At 67.6% G+C, this 21,878-nt stretch carries 19 protein-coding genes; 10 read left to right on the top strand and 9 right to left on the bottom strand.

Annotated elements, in window-relative coordinates; genetic code table 11:
* Positions 1-2 precede the first annotated feature (2 nt).
* From O5M90_RS21895 to O5M90_RS21880, 4 genes are all read left to right on the top strand, one after another.
* Entirely contained in the window at positions 3-1,124 is a 1,122-nt protein-coding gene (locus O5M90_RS21895; protein ID WP_137941385.1) for a sensor histidine kinase, read from the top strand.
* Complete coding sequence (locus O5M90_RS21890) at positions 1,121-2,242, top strand: histidine kinase (RefSeq protein ID WP_269838066.1); 1,122 nt, start codon at positions 1,121-1,123, stop codon at positions 2,240-2,242. The genes O5M90_RS21895 and O5M90_RS21890 overlap by 4 nt, the downstream gene beginning before the upstream one ends.
* Entirely contained in the window at positions 2,239-3,003 is a 765-nt protein-coding gene (locus tag O5M90_RS21885; protein ID WP_137941383.1) for a LytR/AlgR family response regulator transcription factor, read from the top strand. The genes O5M90_RS21890 and O5M90_RS21885 overlap by 4 nt, the downstream gene beginning before the upstream one ends.
* Before the next feature lie 103 nt (positions 3,004-3,106).
* On the top strand, positions 3,107-3,652 hold the full coding sequence (locus O5M90_RS21880; protein WP_269838067.1) for a protein tyrosine phosphatase family protein: 546 nt from the start codon (positions 3,107-3,109) through the stop codon (positions 3,650-3,652).
* A gap of 30 nt (positions 3,653-3,682) precedes the next feature.
* Here the strand turns inward: O5M90_RS21880 and O5M90_RS21875 are convergent, their stop codons facing one another.
* On the bottom strand, positions 3,683-4,060 hold the full coding sequence (locus tag O5M90_RS21875) for a DUF3060 domain-containing protein (protein ID WP_269838068.1): 378 nt from the start codon (positions 4,058-4,060) through the stop codon (positions 3,683-3,685).
* 106 nt (positions 4,061-4,166) lie between these two features.
* Entirely contained in the window at positions 4,167-5,276 is a 1,110-nt protein-coding gene (locus O5M90_RS21870) for a serine hydrolase domain-containing protein (protein WP_137941380.1), read from the bottom strand.
* 166 nt (positions 5,277-5,442) lie between these two features.
* On the opposite strand from O5M90_RS21870, the gene O5M90_RS21865 reads away from it, so the two are divergent.
* The 3 genes from O5M90_RS21865 to O5M90_RS21855 all read left to right on the top strand — a co-directional run bounded on the left by O5M90_RS21865 (position 5,443) and on the right by O5M90_RS21855 (position 8,611).
* Positions 5,443-7,671 carry a molybdopterin-dependent oxidoreductase gene (locus O5M90_RS21865; protein WP_269838069.1) on the top strand — a complete coding sequence of 743 codons (2,229 nt, stop codon included), beginning with the start codon at positions 5,443-5,445 and terminating at the stop codon, positions 7,669-7,671.
* A 216-nt stretch (positions 7,672-7,887) separates the two neighbouring features.
* Complete coding sequence (locus O5M90_RS21860; protein WP_137941637.1) at positions 7,888-8,094, top strand: cold-shock protein; 207 nt, start codon at positions 7,888-7,890, stop codon at positions 8,092-8,094.
* A gap of 292 nt (positions 8,095-8,386) precedes the next feature.
* The gene (locus tag O5M90_RS21855) at positions 8,387-8,611 is read left to right on the top strand and encodes a hypothetical protein (RefSeq protein ID WP_137941378.1); all 225 of its coding nucleotides are present in this window, start codon (positions 8,387-8,389) and stop codon (positions 8,609-8,611) included.
* Between the two features lie 16 nt (positions 8,612-8,627).
* Here O5M90_RS21855 and O5M90_RS21850 read toward each other — a convergent pair whose 3' ends face one another.
* From O5M90_RS21850 to O5M90_RS21835, 4 genes are read right to left on the bottom strand one after another with little or no spacing between them, the layout of a single operon-like run.
* Positions 8,628-9,239 carry a trimeric intracellular cation channel family protein gene (locus O5M90_RS21850; RefSeq protein WP_262971397.1) on the bottom strand — a complete coding sequence of 204 codons (612 nt, stop codon included), beginning with the start codon at positions 9,237-9,239 and terminating at the stop codon, positions 8,628-8,630.
* Between the two features lie 39 nt (positions 9,240-9,278).
* Positions 9,279-10,658 (bottom strand): efflux transporter outer membrane subunit, encoded by a 1,380-nt coding sequence (locus tag O5M90_RS21845; RefSeq protein WP_269838070.1) that lies wholly within the window; start codon positions 10,656-10,658, stop codon positions 9,279-9,281.
* 1 nt (position 10,659) lies between these two features.
* Positions 10,660-13,824: an efflux RND transporter permease subunit gene (locus O5M90_RS21840; protein WP_269838071.1), complete on the bottom strand. Its 3,165-nt coding sequence runs from the start codon at positions 13,822-13,824 to the stop codon at positions 10,660-10,662.
* A gap of 18 nt (positions 13,825-13,842) precedes the next feature.
* Entirely contained in the window at positions 13,843-15,078 is a 1,236-nt protein-coding gene (locus O5M90_RS21835; protein ID WP_440402522.1) for an efflux RND transporter periplasmic adaptor subunit, read from the bottom strand.
* Between the two features lie 147 nt (positions 15,079-15,225).
* On the opposite strand from O5M90_RS21835, the gene O5M90_RS21830 reads away from it, so the two are divergent.
* Both O5M90_RS21830 and O5M90_RS21825 read left to right on the top strand, forming a co-directional pair.
* Complete coding sequence (locus O5M90_RS21830; protein ID WP_262971400.1) at positions 15,226-15,936, top strand: TetR family transcriptional regulator; 711 nt, start codon at positions 15,226-15,228, stop codon at positions 15,934-15,936.
* A 91-nt stretch (positions 15,937-16,027) separates the two neighbouring features.
* Positions 16,028-18,355 carry a YgiQ family radical SAM protein gene (locus O5M90_RS21825; RefSeq protein ID WP_262971401.1) on the top strand — a complete coding sequence of 776 codons (2,328 nt, stop codon included), beginning with the start codon at positions 16,028-16,030 and terminating at the stop codon, positions 18,353-18,355.
* A 2-nt stretch (positions 18,356-18,357) separates the two neighbouring features.
* On the opposite strand, the gene O5M90_RS21820 is transcribed toward O5M90_RS21825, so the two are convergent.
* Complete coding sequence (locus O5M90_RS21820; protein WP_269838072.1) at positions 18,358-18,669, bottom strand: YqjK family protein; 312 nt, start codon at positions 18,667-18,669, stop codon at positions 18,358-18,360.
* Positions 18,669-19,067, bottom strand: a complete 399-nt coding sequence (locus tag O5M90_RS21815) for a phage holin family protein (protein ID WP_269838073.1) — start codon at positions 19,065-19,067, stop codon at positions 18,669-18,671. The genes O5M90_RS21820 and O5M90_RS21815 overlap by 1 nt, the downstream gene beginning before the upstream one ends.
* A gap of 209 nt (positions 19,068-19,276) precedes the next feature.
* On the opposite strand from O5M90_RS21815, the gene O5M90_RS21810 reads away from it, so the two are divergent.
* Complete coding sequence (locus tag O5M90_RS21810) at positions 19,277-21,550, top strand: GGDEF/EAL domain-containing response regulator (RefSeq protein ID WP_262971403.1); 2,274 nt, start codon at positions 19,277-19,279, stop codon at positions 21,548-21,550.
* Here O5M90_RS21810 and O5M90_RS21805 read toward each other — a convergent pair.
* Complete coding sequence (locus O5M90_RS21805; RefSeq protein WP_137941369.1) at positions 21,537-21,848, bottom strand: DUF883 family protein; 312 nt, start codon at positions 21,846-21,848, stop codon at positions 21,537-21,539. The genes O5M90_RS21810 and O5M90_RS21805 overlap by 14 nt on opposite strands.
* Positions 21,849-21,878: the final 30 nt, after the last annotated feature.

Here is a 21,878-nt window from a genome sequence, read left to right as displayed (position 1 = left end):
CCATGCCCACCCCGCCCACCCAAGCCACGCTGACCGCCCGGCAGGCCTTTGTGCAGATCTTCAATCTGCGCGTGATTGCCCTGGTGTTCTATTTCTGCTTGCTGATCGCGCTCTCGCGGGCCCTGTCCTGGTACACCAGCAGCGACATGCTGGCCGAGTGGCTTCATTCGCTGGTGCGCTTCACGCGCCAGAACCTGATCACCGGCCTGATGCTGCTGCTGGCGATCGCGCTGGTCGAGGCCTGGCTGGCGCGGCCGCGCCGGCTGCCCATGCTGTGGCGCGGCCTCGCGGTGGCCGGCGCCGCGTTCAGCAGCGCCCTGGTGCGGCATTGGGTGGCCAATCTGGGCGATGCCAGCGCGCAGTTCAAATGGAGCTGGGCCATCTCGACCACCTTGCTGTGGATACTGCTGGGCGGCGTCGCCTATGCCCTGCTGGTGGCGGCGCGCGGCGAACGCCAGACCCGGCAGCAGTTGCTCGCCACCGCCCGCCAGCACGAGACCCTGCATGCCCAGCAGCTCGAGGCCCAGCTCTCGGCGCTGAATGCGCAGATCGAGCCGCACTTCCTGTTCAACACCCTGGCCAATGTCAAACGCCTGTACGAGACCGCGCCGGACCGCGGCCGCGACATGCTGGTCAGCCTGATCGCCTATCTGCGCGCCGCCCTGCCCAGCATGCGGCAAAGCGAGTCGACCTTGGGCCAGGAGCTGGAGCTGGTGCGCAGCTATCTGACGATTCTGCAGATGCGCATGGGCGAGCGCCTGAGCTTTGAGATCGAGGCCGAGCCCGGGCTGCTGGCCGCCAGCCTGCCGCCTATGGTGCTGCCGACCCTGGTCGAGAACGCGATCAAGCACGGCTTGTCGCCGCTGCCCGAGGGCGGTCACATCCTGATCAGCGCCCATGCCCAGGCCGGCGAGCTGGCCGTCGAGGTGCGCGACGACGGTCAGGGCTTTGCCGCCAGCGGTGGCTCCGGCGTCGGCCTGGCCAATACCCGCGCGCGGCTGGCCGCCCTGTTCGGCGGCCGTGCCGCGCTGGAGCTGGAGGCGCTGGTGCCGCGTGGCGTCGTCGCGCGGGTGCGGCTGCCGGTCCGGCTGCTGCCGGGGCTGCCTGCCGGGGCTGCCGCATGAGCGCGGTCCTGACGGCCGCGCCCTCCCCGCACTCGGGACTGGCCCATGTGCTGGCCTCCTGGCGCTCGATGACTTTGGCCGAGCTGGGCTGGTTCAGCCTGATGGGCCTGCTCTACGGCCTGATCGACTTGAGCAGCCTGGCCTATATCGACGACCATCCGCAATGGTGGCTGGCGCTGACGCGGCAGCTGTTCTCGCCGGCCATCGTGACCCTGCTGCTGATGCTGTTCTGGCTGCCGGCCGCACGCAGCGATCCGGATCATCCGCTGCGCGCCTGGCGCCTGGGCCTGGCCACCCTGGTCGGCTCGATGCTGGCCCTGCTGGTGTTGTGGGGCCTGGTGCGGGTGCTGGACTGGCCCTCGGTCAACGAGCTGATGCGGCAGCGCAAGGGCGAGACCAAGCAAATGCCTGTGCTCTGGAGCCGCTTTGTCGGCGACGGGCTCTCGGCCTTCATTCCCTGCGGCCTGACCGTCGCCCTGTTCGAGATGCTGGAGCGCCGCGGGCGCGCCCAGGCCCGGCTGCAGCGCCTGCTGCATGAGCAGAGCGTGATGGCACGCCAGGCCATGGCGGCACGGCTGGCCGCGATGCAGGCCCAGGTCGAACCGCAGTTCCTGTTCGAGACCCTGGTCGATATCGAACAGGCCTATGACCGCGCCGACCCGGAGGCGGCGGCTCAGATGGAGCGGCTGATCCGCCATCTGCGCGTGGCCCTGCCGCGGCTGCGCGAGGCCGGCGGCAGCCTGGAATCGGAGGCCGAGCTGCTGGACAGCTATTTGGCCGTGGTAGCCGGTCGCAGCAAGGCTGCGGTGAGCTTCAACGCCCAGTGGCCAGAGTCCCTGAACGGCTGCGCGCTGCCACCGATGCTGCTGCTGCCGCTGCTGCAGCGCGCGCTGCGCCTGGCCGATGGCCTGCCCGGCCGTTGCACCCTGGCCGCCGAGGCCCTGCCTCGCGGCGGCTTGCGCCTGTTGCTGGCCTTTGACAAGCCCGGTCTGTGCGGCGACGACGAGGAATTGCGCGCGCTGGCCGAGCGCGTGCGCGCGCTCAGCGGCGGCCCGGCCCGGCTGATCTGCCGCAGCAGCGAAGACGCCACCCTGTTCACGCTGGAGTTGAACCCATGAGGTCTTTGAGCGCACCGACGGCCGTGGTGGCCGAGGATGAGGAAACACTGCGCCACGAGCTGATCGAACGCCTGGGCCAGCTCTGGCCCGAGCTGGCCATCGTCGGCGAGGCGGCCGATGGCGTCGAGGCGCTGCGGCTGCTGGACCGGCACAAGCCGGATGTGCTCTTTCTCGACATCCAGATGCCCGGTGCCACCGGCCTGGACGTGGCCCGCCAGGTGGCCGGGCGCAGCCATGTGGTCTTCGTCACCGCCTACGACCAGTACGCGGTGGCGGCCTTCGATCAGGGCGCGGTCGACTATGTGCTCAAGCCACTGGTCGCCGCCCGGTTGTTCACCGCGATCGGCCGGGTCAAGCAGCGCCTGGCCGGCCCGCCGGCCGATCTCGGCGGCGTGCTGAACCAGCTGGCGGCCAGACCCGAGCCCGCACAGCGAACGCCGCTGCGTTGGATCAATGCCTCGGTGGGCCAGACCCTGAAGCTGATCACGGTCGACGAGGTGCTGTACTTCCAGTCCGACAGCAAATACACCCGGGTCGCGACGCGCGACAGCGAAGCGCTGATCCGCAAGCCGCTGAAAGAACTGGTCGACGAACTCGACCCGCAGCAGTTCTGGCAGATCCACCGCTCCACCCTGGTCAACGCCGCCGCCGTGGCCGGCGTCACCCGCGACTTCCGTGGCCGCCTGCAGGTCAAGCTGAAGGAAAGCGCCGACACCTTGCTGGTGGCGGAGAGCTACGCTCATTTGTTCAAGCAGATGTAGATCGCTCGGCTATTTGCGACGAAGTGCAGCTTCGCTGGGACGGTCCGCAGTCGCGCGGGCCGTCGCTGCTCATACAGTGGCCAATGCCGTCGAAAGCCTCGCCATGACAGAACGCCGCCCCCTGCTGATTGCCGGCCTGCTGGCCGCCTGCCTGCCCCATCCGAGCCGGGCCGATGCCCCTGCCAAACCACCTCCCAACCTGATACGCCTCGACGAACGCTGGCTCACCGCCGGCCAGCCCTCGGCCGCATGGCTTGCCACGTTGAAGGCGCAGGGCATAGACGCCGTGCTCTATCTGGCCCCGCCGACGGTCGGCGACGCCTTGGCGGCCGAGCCCGACATCCTGCGCGACCAAGGCCTGCTCTTCGTAAATGTGCCCGTGGTCTGGGGCCACCCCAGTGCCGCCGATTATCGAGCCTTCGAACGCCAGATTCGCGGCTGGCGAGCCCAGCAGCTGTCGGTGTTCGTGCATTGCCAGGTCAATATGCGGGCGTCCGTCTTCAGCTTTCTGTACCGGGTCACCAACGAGGGCGCGGTTCCCGAAGAAGCCTGGACCGCGGTCAGCCGGGTCTGGACGCCCTCCGGGCCTTGGAAGCGCCTGGTGCAGGAACTGCTGGCGGAGCACGGGATCGTCTTCGACCCGTTCTGAACAGGGCTATGCGTCCATCCAGGACCGGCCTCAGCGCTCCACCACCTTGTTATCGGAGCCGGTATTGACGACCCGGGTCTTGAAGCCCTTGGGTACATAAACCGTGTTGCCGCCGCCCGTGAAGTCGATCACCTCGATCTGCGTGCCGGCCTCCACCATGACCTTGTTGCTCAGGCCGGTGATCAGCAGGCGCTTGACCGTGTTGTTGGCCGCCACAGTGAGTTCGCAGTCACCGCCGTTGATCTCGATGTCGTAGGCCTCGCTCTTGTTGACCGTGGCCTTGACCCGGATGCCGTCGACGACATAGCGCGAGCCCTCATCGCTGCCACCGACGCAGCCGGCCAGTGCCAGCACTCCCAGCAGCAGCACGCCCCGCCGCCACAGCCCTGGCTTGATTGTTGAACCCATGCGAACTCCTCTGACATCGAATGACGATGAAGGGAGTCTGTCGCGCACTCGATGAAGAGGGCATGAAGCATCGGTGGCCGCCGGCACCGGCCGGCTTGCAAAGTCCCTAAGGCAGCAAGGCCGGCAGCACGTTCTGCACCAGCAAACCCATGCTGCGGCTCTCCTGCTGCGGCGCCTGGGCGACGTTGTGCTGGTTCAGCATCACCACGCTGAAGTCCCGGCCCGGCAGGGTCAGCACGAACTGACCCCCATAGCCCCAGGCCAGTTGGAAGGCCTGCCCGCCCTGCTGGCCCAGCCACCACAGATAGCCATAGTCCGTGATCGCCAGACCACCGAGCGGATTGCTGCGCGAGATCTGCGACCGGCCCGCCGCAGCCATCCAGTCGGCGGGCACCAGCTGCTGCTGTTGCCAGCGCCCGCCCTGCTGCCACAGCAGGGCCAGCTTCGCCAGGTCACGAGCGCGCAGCTGCAGATCGGCGGCTCCGTTGTGGTATCCGTCGCCCAGCCTGGCCCAGCCCCAGCGCGTGATGCCCAATGGCGCGAACAGCTTTTGCGCCGCGTACTGCTCGGTGCTGAGGCCGGCGGCCTTGCTGAGGATCACCGACAGCAGATGGCTGGTGCCTGAGTTGTAGGCAAAGCGCTGGCCGGGTGGGTCGACCGCTTCGCGCTGCAGTACATAGCGGGTCGGGTCGGGCGACAACACCCAGTCGTTGTAGCCGGCTGCGGTGCTTTCGTCCCAGCGCAGCCCGGCAGTCATGGTCAGCAGATCGCGGATGCGCAGGCCCGGCTTGTTTGTCAGCAGGACGCCGTAGTCGGCGGCCAGATAGTCGGCAATGGGCTGATCGATGCTGGCAATCGTTCCCTCGGCAATCGCCATGCCGATCAAGGTGGCCATCACGGTCTTGGTGACGGAGCGCAGCTGCAGCAGGTCGTCGGCACCCTTGCCGTTGTAGTAGGCCTCGCCCACCAGGGCGCCGCGCCGCAGCAGCAGCATTCCGTAGAGCCCGGGCAGCTCGCGCCCGGCCTGGAAGGCCTGATCCAGCTGGGCCTCGGACAGCCCCGCCGCAGCGGCGCTGCTGTGAGGCCATTCACTCGACGCGGTGGCCCGCCATTCAAGCGGCGCGGTAGTGACCGGCGGGGCGGCACCGCCCTCGCCGCTGCCACCACCACAGGCGCCGAGCAGCGCCAGGGATATCAGCCATGCATAGCGTTTCATAGGGACCGCCGCTCCACTTGCCTGGCCCGATTCTCCGCGTCGCCCCAGCTTGCGCACAAGACCGGCCGAGGCCGCACTTACCCTGACCACGGACTGTCACCAAGATGACCGCCCCCCTCAATGCCGGCCGCGCACAATCGACCCGCCAGCCAGCAGGAGACAAAACATGAGCGAGCCGCAGCAAAGCCACTACCGCATCTGCCCCTTGTGCGAAGCCTGCTGCGGGCTGGAGATCATGACCGAGGGGACCAAGGTCATCAGCATTCGCGGCGCCGCGCAGGATGTCTTCAGCCACGGCTACATCTGCCCCAAGGGCGTGTCGCTGAAAGACCTGCACGAAGACCCCGACCGCTTGCGCGCACCACTGATCAAGAACAGCGCCGGTGAGTTCGTCGAGGCCAGCTGGGACGAGGCGTTTGCCGAGATCGAGCGGCGCCTGCTGCCGATACTCGACACGCACGGCCGCGATGCGGTGGCCACCGTGATCGGCAACCCCAGCGCCCACAAGATCAGCCTGCTGAGCTACTTCCCGCGCCTGGTCAAAGCCCTGGGCTCGCGCAATGTGTTCTCGGCCTCGACCCTGGACCAGATGCCCAAGCAGCTGTCCAGCGGACTGATGTTCGGCCACTGGCTGTCGGTTCCCGTGCCCGATATCGAGCGCTGCGACTACCTGCTGATGCTGGGCGCCAATCCGATGGTCAGCAACGGCAGCCTGTGGACCGTGCCCGACTACCGCGGCAAGGCCAAGGCCATGCGCGCGCGGGGCGGCCGCATCGTCGTGGTCGATCCGCGCCGCAGCGAGACGGCGGCCCAGGCCGATGAGCATCTGGCGATTCTTCCCGGCGGCGATGTCTTCCTGCTGCTGGGCCTGGCCCACACGATGTTCGATGAGGGTCTGCTGCGGCTCGGCCGGCTCGCGCCCTATGTCCAGGGCCTGGCCGCGCTGCGCCAGGTCTTGCTGGACTATCCGCCCGAGCGCATGGCCGCCGGCTGCGGCATCGATGCCGCCACCCAGCGCCGCCTGGCCCGCGAGCTGGCGCTGGCGCCACGCGCTGCCGTCTATGGCCGCATCGGCACCTGCACCCAGCGCTTCGGCACGCTCAACAGCTGGCTGGTCGATGTGCTGAATGTGCTGACCGGCCAGCTCGACGCGCCCGGCGGTGCGATGTTCCCGAAGGCGGCCGCCTTTGCCGCCAACACGCTGGGCCAGCCCGGCAGCGGCAAAGGCATCAGCACCGGCCGGCGCCGCAGCCGGGTCTCGGACGCGCCCGAGGTCTTCGGCGAGCTGCCTATCACCTTGCTGGCCGAGGAGATAGCAACCGCTGGCGAGGGTCAGGTGCGCGCCGTGATCGCCATCGCGGCCAATCCGGTGTTGTCGGCGCCGAATGGCCCGCGCCTGGCCGCCGCGCTCGACAGCCTGGATTTCATGCTCAGCCTGGACATCTATCTGAACGAGACCAGCCGCCACGCCGATGTGATCTTGCCCGGGCTGTCGCCGCTGGAGGACCTGCATTACGACCTGGCCTTCCCGCAGTTTTCCTACCGCAACCATGCGCGCTTCTCCGGCCCGGTGTTCGACAAGCCGGCCGGCCAGCCCGAGGAATGGGAGACCTTGCTGCGTCTCACGGCGATGATCGAAGGCCGCGACTGGCGCGGCGATTTGCAGGCGCTCGACGATGCCGCGATTGCGGCCGATGTGCAGCGCCTGGCCGGCGCCCATGCGGCAGCCGTGCTGCAAGCGCTGAAGCCCTGGCGCGGCCCGGAGCGCCTGGTCGATCTGGCGCTGCGCAGCGGGCCCTATGGCGACGGCTTCGGCAAGAACCCGCAAGGCCTGACCCTGGCCAAGGTGCGCGCCGCGCCGGGCGGCATCGATCTGGGCGAGCTGCAGCCGCGCATCCCCGAGCTGCTGCGCACACCCTCGGGTTGCATCGAGCTCGCGCCGCCTTTGCTGCTGGACGATCTGGGCGCTGTCGATGCGGCACTCGAAGCACCAGTGCCCGAGTTGCTGCTCATCGGGCGACGCGATGTGCGCTCGGGCAATAGCTGGATGCACAACCTGCCGACCCTGGCCAAGGGGCCGGAGCGCTGCACCTTGCTGGTTCATCCCGACGATGCCAAACGCTACGGCCTCAGCGAGGCGGGCATGGCTCGGCTCAGCAGCGCGGCGGGCGAGCTGCAGGTACGGGTGGCGCTGAGCGCGGAAATGCGGCCCGGCGTCGTCAGCCTGCCGCATGGCTGGGGCCATGACCTGGCCGGCAGCCGGCTCTCGCTGGCGGCGCAGCGGCCGGGCGTCAATATGAATGCGCTGCTGGACGAGGGGCTGCGCGACCCGCTGTCGGGCAATGCCGTGCTCAGCGGTGTGGCGGTGCGCTTGGCACCGGTCTCAATCAGTTGAGGGCGGTGGGGCACTACTGTGGTATGCTCGGCGCATAGATACGCACAAGACCGTTTCTTCAAGGTCTTCAATCTGCAGCCCCGCATGATCGTTCGCGAGCGGCTCGCTTCAGTTTCAACTCCCGTTTGACTGTTCTTGAGTGTTTCTGTCCTCGCCGGCCATGTGGCTGCGAGGTGGTTTTTTAATTTGTTTCCAAAGGAACACATCATGACGACTATGCAAACTGGCACCGTGAAATGGTTTGACGACGGCAAGGGCTTCGGCTTCATCACGCCGGAAGACGGCTCCAAGGACCTGTTCGCCCACCACAGCGAAATCAAGAACAACGGCGGCTTCCGCACTCTGGCTGAAAACCAGAAGGTGGAATTCGAAGTCAAGCAAGGCCCCAAGGGTCTGCAAGCTTCGAACATCCGCGGCCTGTAATTGGCTGTCGATGGTGACGCGTGAGCGTCACCTGCTTTGATCGCATCAAAGCCAAACGGTGGGTCGGCTCAACCCGACCCACCGTGCTTCAAATACCTGCCAAGACCATAAAAAGAAACCGGCAAGTACGCAGCGGGCGGCCTCCCAAGCCAATGCCCTGACCTCTCGAGGTCACAAACCACCGAACACCGTCGATGAACACCCATGCGCCAGCTTTGCTGATGCGGCAGGTCTTCATTCGAGCGTTCAATCCCTTATCGCGCCGAGACACAGCGTCCTGGCGCACACCTCCATGAAAAATATGCACAAGAACAGCATAGAGGTGGGCAAATACCTTGTCTCACCGATGATCAAACCCCAAGCCGATGGCAGCTTTGCCGCCTCGGTCTCGATACGCTCCGGCCGCGGCATGGCCAGCCATGACCGCGTGATGCGCTTCACGCCACGCTTCATCAGCGAACGTGCCGCCCTGCGCTACGCCACCAACGAAGGTCTGGCCTGGGTGCGCACGCACTGAGGCCCAGGTCCTGGCTTCAAGCCGGCAAACGAAATGCCGGCAGCTGCCAGCCCCAGGCCAGCGCGCCGAGCCGGATGCCGGCCACAGCGGCCAGCCCGATGCCGAAGGCCCAGGGGCGCGGCAGGCCCAGGCGCTGCAGCAGCAGATAGGCGACGATGCCGGCGATCGCTGCCGAGGCATAGATGTCCTTGCGCAGCAGCAGCGGCACCTGGCCGCTGAGCACATCGCGCAGCACCCCGCCGCCGACACCGGTCATCGTGCCCAGCAGCACGATGACGATGCCGCGCAGGCGCCGGGCCTCGGCCAGCTGCGCACCGCAGAGCGCGAACAGCGCCAGCCCCAGCGCATCGGCCACCAGCAGCGACTGCATCGGCACGACAAACCAGCGCACCCACAAAGTGGTCGCCAGCGCCGCGGCCGCAATCACATAGAGATAGCGGACGTCGCTCATCCAGAAGATCGGATGACGGCCCAGCAGCAGGTCACGCAAGGTGCCGCCGCCGACGGCGGTCAGCGCCGCAAAGACGATGACGCCGACCGGGTCCAGGCCCAGATGGCCGGCCGCCAGCGCACCGCTGACCGCGAACACCGCGACACCGAGCAGATCCAGCAGATAGAGCACCGACATCGCCGCACCATGGCTTCAAGAGCAATGGGCGGCAATGTATCAGCCCAGGCCGCCCCCCAGCACCTTGTAGAGCTGCACACCGTTGAGCAGCTTGGCCAGGCGCACCTGCAGCACCGCCTGCTGGGCGGCGAAGCTGGCGCGCTGGGCGTCGAGCAGCTCCAGATTGTTGGAGGCGCCGTTGGCATAGCGCAGCTCGACCAGCTTCAGGCGCTGGCCCTCGGCCTCGGCCTGGGCCTGCTGCGCCTGCAGCTGCTCATCCAAGGTGGCGCGGCCGGCCAGTGCGTCGGCTACCTCGCGGAAGGCGGTCTGCACCGCCTTCTCGTACTGCGCCACCGCAATGCCCTGGGCGGCCTTGGCGGCCTCCAGATTGGCGCGGTTGCGGCCGGCATCAAACAGCGGCATCAGCGCCTGCGAGGTGAAGGTCCAGGCAGTGTTACTGAACAGCTCGGACAGCTGGCTGCTGGCCGTGCCCAGGCTGGTGGTCAGCGTGATGCTGGGGAAGAAGGCCGCGCGCGCGGCACCGATATTGGCGCTGGCCGCGATCAGCTGCTGCTCGGCCTGCAAGACATCGGGGCGCGTCACCAAGACCTCGGACGGCAGACCGGCCGGCACATCGGCCAGCTGCAGCGCGGCCAGCGCCTGTCCCTGCGGCAGCGCAGCCGGCAGCGGCTGGCCCAGCAGCAGCACCAGCGCGTTCTGGTCCTGATCGCGCTGGCGCTGGGTTTGGGCAACGGTGGCGCGCGCGGCTGCAGCGGCCGACTCGGCGCTACTGAGATCCAGCGCCGAGGCCGCGCCGACGTCGTAGCGCAGCCGGGTCAGGCGCAGGCTGTCCTCGCGCGTCGCCAGGGTCTGGCGTGCCAGCGCCAGCAGCTCCTCATCGGCCTGCAGGGCCAGATAGCTGGACGCCACACCGGAGACCAGGGCGATCTGCGCGGCGCGGCCGCCCTCGACCGTGGCCAGATAGCGGGCCATCGCCGCGTCGCTCTGGTTCTTGATCTTGCCGAACAGGTCCAGCTCGAAGGCGGTGATCTGCAGACCGGCCTGGTAATTGCGCGTGCTGCCGCCGTCGGCGGTCGGCTGTCGGCTGCCGGACAGGCCAACGCCGACGGTCGGCAGGCGGTTGGCATCGACCACACGGGCCAGCGCCCGCGCCTGCTCGACATTCAGCAGCGCCACGCGCAGATCGCGGTTGTTCTGCAGCGCCAGCTTGATCAGCTCGGCCAGCCGCGCATCGCCGGCATAGAACTGCGGCCAGGCCAGCTCGGCCGCAGCCTGGCCGGTAGCGGCCGCCGGCGCCGGCCAGCTCTGCGCCACCGGGGCGGCCGGGCGCTGGTGCGCGGGCGCCAGATTGGTGCAGCCGGCCAGCAGCAGCGCGGCGACGGCGGTGCTCACAAAGGTCAGGGGATTGTTCTTATGCATCTCAGATTCCTTCGGCGTCGCGCACCGGATTGGCTTCCAGCTCGTGGGCGTACATCTTGCGCTGCCGCTCGCTGCCCTTGAACACGCGCCGCACCACCAGGAAGAACACCGGCACGAAGAGCACGGCCAGGAAGGTCGCGGTCAGCATGCCCGAGAGCACGCCGGTGCCGATCGCGCGCTGGCTGGCCGAGCCGGCACCGCTGGCGAAGAACAGCGGGGTCACGCCCAGGATGAAGGCCATCGAGGTCATGATGATGGGGCGGAAGCGCAGATGGGCGGCTTCGAGAATGGCCTCGATCAGGCCCTTGCCCTGGGCCTGCAGGTCCTTGGCGAACTCGATAATCAGGATCGCGTTCTTGGCCGACAGACCGATGATGGTGATCAGGCCGACCTTGAAGTAGACATCATTGGGCATGCCGCGCAGGGTCGCTCCCAGCACCGCGCCCAGAATGCCCAGCGGCACGACCAGCAGCACCGAGAACGGGATCGACCAGCTCTCATACAGCGCGGCCAGGCACAGAAACACCGCCAGCAGCGAGAAGGCCAGCAGCACGGTGGCCTGGGCGCCAGAGAGCTTTTCCTCGCGGGACAGGCCGGTCCACTCATAGCCGATGCCGGCCGGCAGCTTGGCCACCATAGCCTCCAGCTCCTTCATCGCGTCGCCGGTCGAGGCGCCGGGAGCGGCATCGCCGGCCAAGCGCATTGCCGGATAACCGTTGTAGCGGGTGGCCTGCATCTGGCCGCTGATCCAGCGGGTCGAGGCAAAGGCCGACAGCGGCACCGACTTGCCCTGGGCGTTGTTGACGTTCAGACGCAGCAGGTCCTCGGGCTGCATGCGGGCCTGGGCATCGGCCTGCACGACAACGCGCTGCAGACGACCCTGGTTAGGGAAGTCGTTGACATAGGACGAGCCCAGCTGGGTGCCGAGCACCGCGGCGATGGCGTCATAGCTGATGCCCAGGGCATTGGCCTTGTCGCGGTCGATGTCGATCTGCAGCTGGGGCGCGTCTTCCAGGCCATCGGGGCGCATGCCGGTGATGATCTTGCTCTGGGCCGCCATGCCCATCAGCTGGTTGCGCGCGGCCAGCAAGGCCTCGTGGCCCAGGCCGGCGCGGTCCTGCAGGCGCAGCGCGAAGCCAGTGGCCGTGCCCAGCTCGGGAATGGGCGGCGGCGACAGCGGGTAGATAAAGGCGTCGCGCACCCCCATCATCATCGCGCCAAAGGCACGGCCAGCCAGCGCGCTGGCGCTGTTCTCGGGCTTGGTCCGCTCCTCCCAGGGCTTCAGCGGCACGAACACCAGCGCGGCATTCTGGCCTTGGCCGGAGAACGAGAAACCGATCACACCGATGGTGGACTGCACCTCGGGCTGCTTGAGCATGAAGTCCTCGACCGACTTGACCGCTGCCTCGGTACGGGCCGCCGTTGCGCCCGGGGGCAGTTGCACATTGACGATCAGATAGCCCTGGTCCTCATTGGGCAGGAAGGAGGTCGGCAGGCGCAGATAGAGCCAGCCCACCACGGTGACGATGGCCAGAAAGGCCACCATCATGCTGGGGGCGCGCTTGAGCAGCTTGGCGACCCAGCCCTCATAGCCCTTGGCGGTGCGCGAGAAGCCGCGGTTGAACCAGCCGAAGAAGCCGCGCTTGTCATGGTGGTGGCCGGCCTCGACCGGCTTCAGCAGGGTCGCGCACAGCGCCGGGGTCAGGGTCAGCGCCATCAGCGCCGACAGCGAGATCGAGGCCACCATGGCCAGCGAGAACTGGCGGTAGATATTGCCGACCGAGCCGCTGAAGAAGGCCATCGGCACGAACACCGCCACCAGCACCACGGTGATGCCGATGATGGCGCCCGAGATCTGGCCCATCGCCTTCTTCGTGGCCTCGCGGGGCGACAGCCCCTCCTCGCTCATGATGCGCTCGACGTTCTCGACCACGACGATGGCGTCATCGACCAGGATGCCGATCGCCAGCACCATGCCGAACAGCGTCAGCACGTTGATCGAGTAGCCCATGCCCAGCATCACCGCGAAGGTGCCCAGCAGGGCCACCGGCACGACCAGGGTGGGAATCAGCGTGTAGCGCCAGTTCTGCAGGAACAGATACATCACCAGGAAGACCAGCACGATGGCCTCGACCAGGGTGTGCACCACCTGGGTGATGGAGATGTCGACGAACTTCGACGAGTCGTAGGGCGTCTCATAGATCACGCCCGCCGGGAAGAAGCGCTCCAGCTCGGCCATGCGCTGCTTGACGGCGGTGGCCGCCGCCAGCGCATTGCCGCTGGGCGAGAGCTGCACGCCGATGCCGGTGGAGGGCTTGCCGTTCAGGCGCGCATAGGTGCTGTAACCCTGGCCGCCCAGCTCGATGCGGGCGACATCCTTGAGCCGCACGCTGGAGCCATCGGCATTGGCGCGCAGCACGATATTGCCGAACTGCTCGACATTCTCCAGCTGACCCTTGACCACCACGGTGGCCGACATGGTCTGGCTGGACAGATTGGGCAGATCGCCCATCGTGCCGGCCGGCACCAGCGCGTTCTGCGCACGGATCGCGGCATTGACCTCGGCCGGGCTGATGTTGAAGGACAACATCTTGGCCGGCTCCAGCCAGATGCGCATTGCGCGCTCGGTGCCGAAGAGCTGGGCCTGGCCGATGCCGGGAATGCGCTGGATCTCGGGCACGATATTGCGCGCCGCGTAGTCACCCAGGGCCACCGGATCCATCGAGCCATCCTTGCTGGACAGCGTGACGAAGAGCAGGAAGTTGCTGCGCGCCTTGTCGACGCGCACACCCTGCTGTGTCACCGCCGCCGGCAGGCGCGGGTTGGCGCGCGACAGGCGGTTCTGGATCTCGACCTGGGCCAGGTCGATATTGGTGCCGGGCTCGAAGGTCACGGTGATCGCACCCGTGCCATTGGCCTGGCTGACCGATTCCATATAGGCCAGGCCGGGCGCGCCATTGAGCTCCTGCTCGATGACCGAGACCACGCTCTCGTCCAGCGTCTTGGCCGAGGCCCCGGGATAAGCCACATTGATGGCCAGCGAAGGCGGCGCGACCGTCGGGTACTGCGCCACCGGCAATTGCGTGATCGCGACCCCGCCGAAGACCAGAATGAAGAGCGCGATCACCCAGGCGAAGATCGGGCGGTCGATGAAAAAACGTGCCATAGCTGAGTCCTGCCTGTCTTAACGGCTGGCGGCCGAGGCCGCGGCTGCGGGCGCCGAGCCAGCGGGCGACCAGGGCACGGGGTTGACCGGTGCGCCGGGCACGAACATCTTCTGGAAGCCGTCGGCAATCACCTTCTCGCCGGGCTTCAGGCCGTCCAGCACCACCCACTGATTGCCCTGGGCGCCGCCAATCTTGACCGGGCGCTGCTGGGGCTTGTTGTCGGCGCCGACCACCAGCACCGTGTCGCCGGTGTTGCTGCGCGTCACCGCCTGCTGCGGCAGCAGCATGGCCGCCGGCCGCTCGGCCTGGGCCAGGCGCACCCGGACATATTGGCCGGGCAGCAGCGCGCTGTCGGCATTGGGCACCTCGGCGCGCAGCGAGACCTGGCCCGAGCTCGTGTCCACCGTCAGATCGGTGAACAGCAGCTTGCCGGTCTTCGTGCTGCCGTCGTCCAGCAGCACCTGCACCTGGGCGGCCTGTTTTCCATCTGCCCCGCCGGCCGAGCGCAGCTGGCCGGCCGCCAGCGCACGCCGCAACTGCTGCACCTCATTGGCGCTTTGCGTGAAGTTGACATAGACCGACGAGGTCTGCTGGATCAGCGCCAGCTGGGTGGCTTCGGCGGCGCTGACCAGCGCGCCCTCGGTCACCAGCGCACGGCCGATGCGGCCAGCGATCGGTGCGCTGACGGCCGCATAGTCCAGATTGAGCTTGGCCGTCGTGATCGCGGCCTTGGCGGCGGCCACATCAGCCTCGGCCTGCTTGGCAGCAGCCACCGCCACCAGGTATTCCTGCTGGCTGATCGCCCGAGCCTCGACCAGGGGCTTGTTGCGCTCCGCCTGGGCGGCGGCCTGGCTCAGATTGGCCTGCGCCTTGGCCAGCTGGGCCTGGGCACTGTCATAGGCCGCCTGATACGGCGCCGGATCGATCTGGAACAGGGCCTGACCGGCCTTGACCTCGGCGCCTTCGGTGAACAGGCGCTTGAGCACGACGCCGTTGACACGGGCTCGCACCTGGGCAACGCGCTGGGCCTCGACCCGGCCCGGCAGCTCGGTCTGCACGGCCACCGGCTGCAAGGCCGCCGTGACCACGCCCACCGCCGGCGGCGGCATGCCGCCACCCTTGGCCGGGGCTGCGCCTTCCTTGGAACAGCCCAGCAGCACGGCGGCGATCGCCACCGTCAGCGGGACCAGATAGAGCACACGGCTGCCCAGGCTGAGGGGGGCGGGCTGCTGTTGGGATGATGCTGAACAGATCACGGGTGGGGCCTCTCTTGAAATTGGTGCGCCTCGCGGCCGACAGGGGTACGACGGATGACGCCAGCGGCTTGAACTCGGGGTTGACCCGGAGTATATACACATACATTCATGGATGTATGTAAACCCGTATAAAATCCTGGGGTCATGGCACGCAAAACCAAACAAGAGGCGCAGGAGACGCGCCACCACCTGCTCGATGCAGCGGAACACCTGTTTCTGCGGCAAGGGGTGTCACGCACCTCGCTGCAGCAGATCGCCGAGGCCGCCGGCCTGACCCGTGGCGCGGTCTACTGGCACTTCAAGGACAAGGCCGAGCTGTTCCAGGCCATGATGGACCGCGCCACGATGCCGCTGGAAGAAGGCATGAGCCTGCAGTCCGAGGGCGAGGCGCCGCCGCTGACCTTGACCGAGCTGCGCTGGGGCCTAGTCAACATCTTCCATTGCGCGGTCCATAACGAGCGCACCCGTCGGGTCTTCGAGATCGCGATGAAGAAGGTCGAGTACACCGGCGAACTGCAGGCCCTGCAGGAGCGCAAGCTGCAGGCGATGCAGGGCTGGCGGGCCCAGAACCGCGCCGCCTTCGAGCGCGCCATCGCCGAAGGCCTGCTGCCGGCCGGGCTGAATGTGTCGCTGGCCGCCGTGGCCCTGGTGGCCCTGGTCGACGGGCTGCTGCACCAGTGGGTGATCGATCAGGACGGCTTCGACCTGATCGAGGTCGGCCAGACCGCCATCGAGGGCTTTCTCGGCAGCCTGGCCCGCGGCAACGATGCGGGGCTGCTGCCGCCGCTCAGCGCGGCCGAGCACGCCCGGCTGGGACTGGCCGGCGCCTGCAGCAACGCCCGGCAGGCGGAATAAATACACCGCCAATCCCCTTGATTTGCATTGGCAATGACCGGGTTTGCCCCAGGTCAAGGACAATAGCGGGTTGCCCGCCAGCCCCACCGCCATGTCCGCCCACACCACCATCGCCCCGCCCAAGCCCAACAAGGCCCTGACGGCCTACCGCCCGTTCTGGGCCAAGCGCTTCGGGCCGGCGCCGTTCCTGCCGATGAGCCGGGCCGAGATGGACCAGCTGGGCTGGGACAGCTGCGACATCATCATCGTCACCGGCGACGCCTATGTGGACCACGCCAGCTTCGGCATGGCGGTGATCGGCCGCACGCTGGAGGCGCAGGGCTTTCGGGTCGGCATCATCGCCCAGCCCGACTGGCAGAGCGTCGACCCCTTCAAGGCCCTGGGCAAACCGAATCTGTTCTTTGGCGTGGCGGCCGGCAATATGGATTCGATGATCAACCGCTACACGGCCGATCGCAAGATCCGCTCCGACGACGCCTACACGCCCGGCGGCCAGGGCGGCAAGCGGCCCGACCGCGCCACGCTGGTCTACACCCAGCGCTGCAAGGAAGCCTGGAACGAGGTGCCCATCGTGATCGGCGGCATCGAGGCCTCGCTGCGCCGCATCGCGCATTACGACTACTGGAGCGACAAGGTGCGTCGCTCCATCCTGGTGGACGCCAAGGCCGATCTGCTGGTCTATGGCAATGCCGAGCGCGCCATTGTCGAGATCGCTCACCGGCTGGCGCGGCGCGAGCCGATCGAGAGCCTGACCGATGTGCGCGGCACCGCCTTCATGCGCCGCACCGATGATCCGAGCTCGCACGAGTGGTTCCAGCTCGACTCGACCTCGGTCGACACGCCGGGCCGCATCGACGATCTGATCAGCCCCTACCAGACCATCGAGGAGACCGCCGCCGACCAGGGCGCCTCCTGCAGCAGCGCGAGCGGCGACAAGCCGGCGGCAGACGCGCCCAAGCCCATCACCATCCACCGCCCGGCCAAGATCACGCTGCCGCCGCGCGACAAGACCGTGATCCGCCTGCCGGCCTATGAGCAGGTCAAGAGCGACCCAGTGCTCTATGCCCATGCCAACCGGGTGCTGCATCTGGAGACCAATCCGGGCAATGCCCGCGCGCTGGTGCAGCGCCATGGCGAACGCGATCTGTGGATCAATCCGCCGCCGATCCCGCTGAGCACGGCCGAGATGGACCATGTCTTCGACCTGCCCTATGCCCGCGCGCCGCACCCGAGCTATGCCGATGCGAACGGCAGCCACGAGGGCGAGACCAAGATCCCGGCCTGGGAGATGATCCGCTTCTCGGTCAACATCATGCGCGGCTGCTTCGGTGGCTGCACCTTCTGCTCGATCACCGAGCACGAGGGCCGCATCATCCAGAGCCGTTCGGAAGACTCGGTGATCCGCGAGATCGAGGAGATGCGCGACAAGGTCAAGGGCTTCACCGGCGTGGTCTCCGACCTCGGCGGCCCGACGGCCAATATGTACCGCATCGGCTGCAAGTCGCCCGAGATCGAGGCCGCCTGCCGCAAGCCCAGCTGCGTCTATCCCGGCATCTGCCCGAACCTGAACACCAATCACGATCCGCTGATCAAGATGTACCGCCGCGCGCGGGCCTTGCGAGGCGTCAAGAAGATCCTGATCGGCTCGGGCCTGCGCTACGACCTGGCGATCCAGTCGCCCGAGTACGTCAAGGAGCTGGTGACCCACCATGTCGGCGGCTATCTGAAGATCGCGCCCGAGCACACCGAGGGCGGGCCGCTGTCCAAGATGATGAAGCCGGGCATCGGCACCTACGACAAGTTCAAGAAGATGTTCGAGCAGGCCAGCGAAGAGGCCGGCAAGAAGCAGTACCTGATCCCCTATTTCATCGCCGCCCACCCGGGCACCTCGGACGAGGACATGATGAATCTGGCGGTCTGGCTGAAGAAGAACGGCTTCCGCGCCGACCAGGTGCAGACCTTCTACCCCAGCCCGATGGCCACGGCCACGGCCATGTACCACTCGAACAAGAACCCGCTGAAGAAGGTCACCCACGACAGCGAGACGGTCGACATCGTGCGCGGCGACCGCCGCCGCCGCCTGCACAAGGCCTTTCTGCGCTATCACGACGCCAACAACTGGCCGCTGCTGCGCGAGGCGCTGAAGACCATGGGCCGGGCCGACCTGATCGGCAATGGCAAGCACCACCTGATCCCGAGTTTCCAGCCGGTCACCGACGGCAGCTACGAGAGCGCCCGGCGCAAGAACTCGACGCCGACCGGCGTCAAGACCTCGGTCGCCAAACCACTGGCCAAGCAGGCCGTGCGCACCCCGCCGCTCAAGGGTCAGATCTTGACCCAACACACCGGACTGCCGCCGCGGGATACCGGCAGCCGCCCGCCCCGGCCCGCCGTCAGGAAGGCCAAGCCGGGGCGCTGAGTTCAGGTCGGCGGTGGGCGGCGCCACAGCGCCAGCAACCGCTGTCCGAGCCGCCACCAGCCAAAGCCCCGCGCCGCCAGGCCCAGCAGCCGGCTCGGCCGGCGCAGCAGCAGCAGAGCCGCCCCGCTGGCGAGCAGTCGGCCCGTCCAGGGCACACCGCGCAGCCAGGCCCAGGCCTGCAGGCCGCGGTCGGCCCAGAGCAGCGGCGTCTGCAGCGCCCGCCCGTCCTGCTGCAAGGCGGCGCGCAGCTCGGCGCTGCGCAGCCGCAGCTCCAGCTGGCGCTGCCGGACCCGTGCCTCGGCCAGACTGAACATCAGGAGCCCCTCAGCGCGTCGCGATCGCGCGCCAGCTCGGCCACGCTGGCCGCGAACAAGCCGCCCGGCGCGCTCATCTGCTCCCGCGCCTTCTGCCACAGGCCGTAGGCCCCGCCGACATAGACCAGGCCCAGCAGCAAGGCCGCCAGCCAGCGCCAGGGATCGGGGCATAGCAGCACCAGCGCGACACTCAGCAGGCCCAAGGCCAAGGCCACCAGCACCAGGGCCAGCAAGGCCCGCAGCAAGGCGGTCAGCAGGCGCAGCTTCTCGGCCTCCAGCTCGGTGCCCAGCAGGGACAGCCGCACCTGCAGCAGTTCCAGGCCGTGCTCGCCCAGGCGCTGCAAGGCCCCGATCAGCCCACCGCTCGGCGCTGCATCCGCCTCGTTCTTGTTGTCCATGCCATCTCCTTGGTCTTCACTTGCCGGCCAGCTTAGCGGCAATATCACGGAGCCGCGCCCCGGTTGTTGTTAGATCGTCGCAGGATGCGGCGGCAAATCGTCTATAACGAGCGCAAACGGTCAAGAGCGATAGCGCCGATGTGCGGCCTGCCATTCTTCCCCTAATCTAGGAGATTGCCGCCATAGAGCGGCAGCACAGGATCCAACCCATGCCCGACAACATGCATCCAGCCAGCGCCCCAGAGGACGATCTGCTGGAGTTCCTGGACCATCCGGAAGGTGCAGACCAGGCCGGCCACGAGCCGCTCAGTCCCTGGCGGGTGCTGATCGTCGACGACGATGCCGATGTTCACAAGGCCACCGAGCTGGCCATGCAGGGCCTGAAGATCGAAGGCCGGCCGCTGATTTTCCTGCACGCCAGCTCGGCCTCGCAGGCGCGCGCCTTGATGAGCCAGGAGCATGAGCTGGCGGTGGTGCTGCTCGATGTGGTGATGGAGTCCGAGAATGCCGGCCTGCAGCTGGTGCGCCAGATCCGCGAGGAATTGAACCAGCATGCGGTACGCATCGTGCTGCGCACCGGCCAGCCCGGCTATGCACCCGAGATCGAGACGGTGCAGGCCTATGACATCAACGACTACAAGACCAAGTCCGAGCTGACCCGCACCCGGCTCTACACGGTGCTGACCGCCGCGATCCGTTCCTACAAGCAGATCTGCGCGCTGGAGGCAAACCGTCAGGGCCTGGAGATGATTGTCGAGGCCAGCACCGAGCTGAGCCGGCTGCGTGGCCTGCACCGCTTCGCCGAGGGCGTGGTGACCCAGCTCTGCGCCTTGCTGGGCATCCTGCCCGAGGGCCTGGTCTGCGCCCAGGCCGGCACCGACGCGGGTGGCAAGCTCGGCGATGTGCGCATCGTCGCGGCGGCCGGTCAGTACAGCGGCCTGATCAACGCGCCGCTGGCCTCGGTTCAGGTGGTCACGGTGCGCGAGCGCCTGCAGCGCTGCCTGCAGCAGCGCCGCCATCTGTTCGAGAACGGCACCTGCCTGTACTTCGGGCTGGCCAGCGGCCGCTCGATGGCGGCTCTGGTCGATGTGGGCCGCGAGCTCGATGCCATGGAGCTGCAGCTGCTGCGCGCCTTCTGCTCCAATATCGTGGTGGGCTTCGAGAACGTGATGCTCTACAGCCAGCTGCTGGACCACGCCTACAGCGACCAGCTGCTGCGCCTGCCCAACCGGGTGCGCTTCATCGAGCTGCTGGACCAGAACCTGAAGGACCCGGCCGGCATCACCTTGGCGCTGATCGATCTGGACGATTTTTCTGACGTCAACGACGCCTTCGGCCACGGCTTTGGCGACCAGGTGCTGCAGTCGGTGGCGCTGCGCCTGGGCGAGACCCTGGGGCTGAACACCTCGATGGCCCGGGTCGCCGCCGATGTGTTCGGCCTGATGGGGCCCGAGGTGGTGGTCAACAGCGACAGCATCCGCGCGGTCTTTGCCGAGCCCTTCGACGTGGCCGGCGAGCGCCTGCAGATCTCGGCCACCACCGGCCTGGTGCGGCTGGCCGAGTCCGCCTCGGTGGGCTCCGAACTGCTGCTGGACGCGCAGATCGCGCTCAAGCGTGCCAAGCAGCAGCACCGTGGCGCCTCGCAATACTTCTCGCCGGCCATGGGCACCGATGCGCGCGAGCGCTTCAAGCTGCTCAAGGGCCTGCGCGCCGGCTTCGAGGAAAACCGGCTGTTCGTCGTCTACCAGCCCCAGGTCGATCTGGCAAGCGCGCTGCCGCTCGGTGCCGAGGCCTTGCTGCGCTGGCGCACCGAGGACGGCAAGTTCGTGCCGCCCGACCAGTTCATCCCGCTGGCCGAGCAGAGCGGGCTGATCATCAGCATCGGCGAGTTTGTGCTGCGCACCGCCTGCCATCAACTCAAGCGCATGGAAGACCAGGGCTATGGCGATTTCCGCATGTGCGTGAACATCTCTCTGGCCCAGTTCCGCCACCCCGGCTTTGTCGCCAGCCTCAACAGCGCGCTGCAGGACACCGGCGTCAACGCCAGGAATCTGGAGCTGGAAATCACCGAATCGATGGCCATGGAGGACACCGAGCTGGTGCTGCATCTGCTGGCCGATATCAAGCGCACCGGCGCCACCGTGGCGATCGACGACTTCGGCACCGGCTTCTCCAGCCTCAGCCATCTGCGCCAGCTCGATGTCGAGCGGCTCAAGATCGACCGCGCCTTTGTGCGCGAGGCGCAGAACTCCAGCGCCGGCCTGACGATCGCGCAGATGGTCATCAACCTGGGCCGCGGCCTGGGCCTGACCGTGATCGCCGAGGGCGTGGAAACCGAGCAGCAGCGCCAGCAGTTGCTGGCGCTGGGCTGCCACGAGGGTCAGGGCTGGCTGTTCGCCCGGCCAATGCCGGCCGAACAGCTGGAGTCCTGGATGCAGCAGACCCGGGCGCCGGGCCTGCCCTTGCAGATCAGCGCCGGCTGATCAGCAGGCCCAGCAAGAGGCCCACGCCGGCGGCCACGCCCATGGCCTGCCAGGGGTTGTCGTGCACATAGGCATCGGTGGCGCGGCCGGCGGCGCGCGCCTTTTCGACCGCAGCGTCCTGCAAATCATGCAGATTGCGCTTGGCGCGGTCCAGGCTGGCCTGAACCTTGGCACGCATCTCGCTGGCACCCTCGCCGGCCTGGCCGGCCGTGGCCCGCAGCAGACTCTCGGCCTCGGCCACGACGGCATGCAGATCGCTCATCAGACGGTCTTTCTGGCTTTGCTGGGTTTCGATCATGAACCTCTCCTGGTGGGTTGAACACTGCCC

The organism is Paucibacter sp. M5-1 (assembly GCF_027498415.2).
Taxonomy (GTDB): domain Bacteria; phylum Pseudomonadota; class Gammaproteobacteria; order Burkholderiales; family Burkholderiaceae_C; genus Roseateles_E.
The sequence above is the reverse complement of the archived record's forward strand: the minus strand, read 5'-3'. Positions and strand labels throughout refer to the sequence as shown.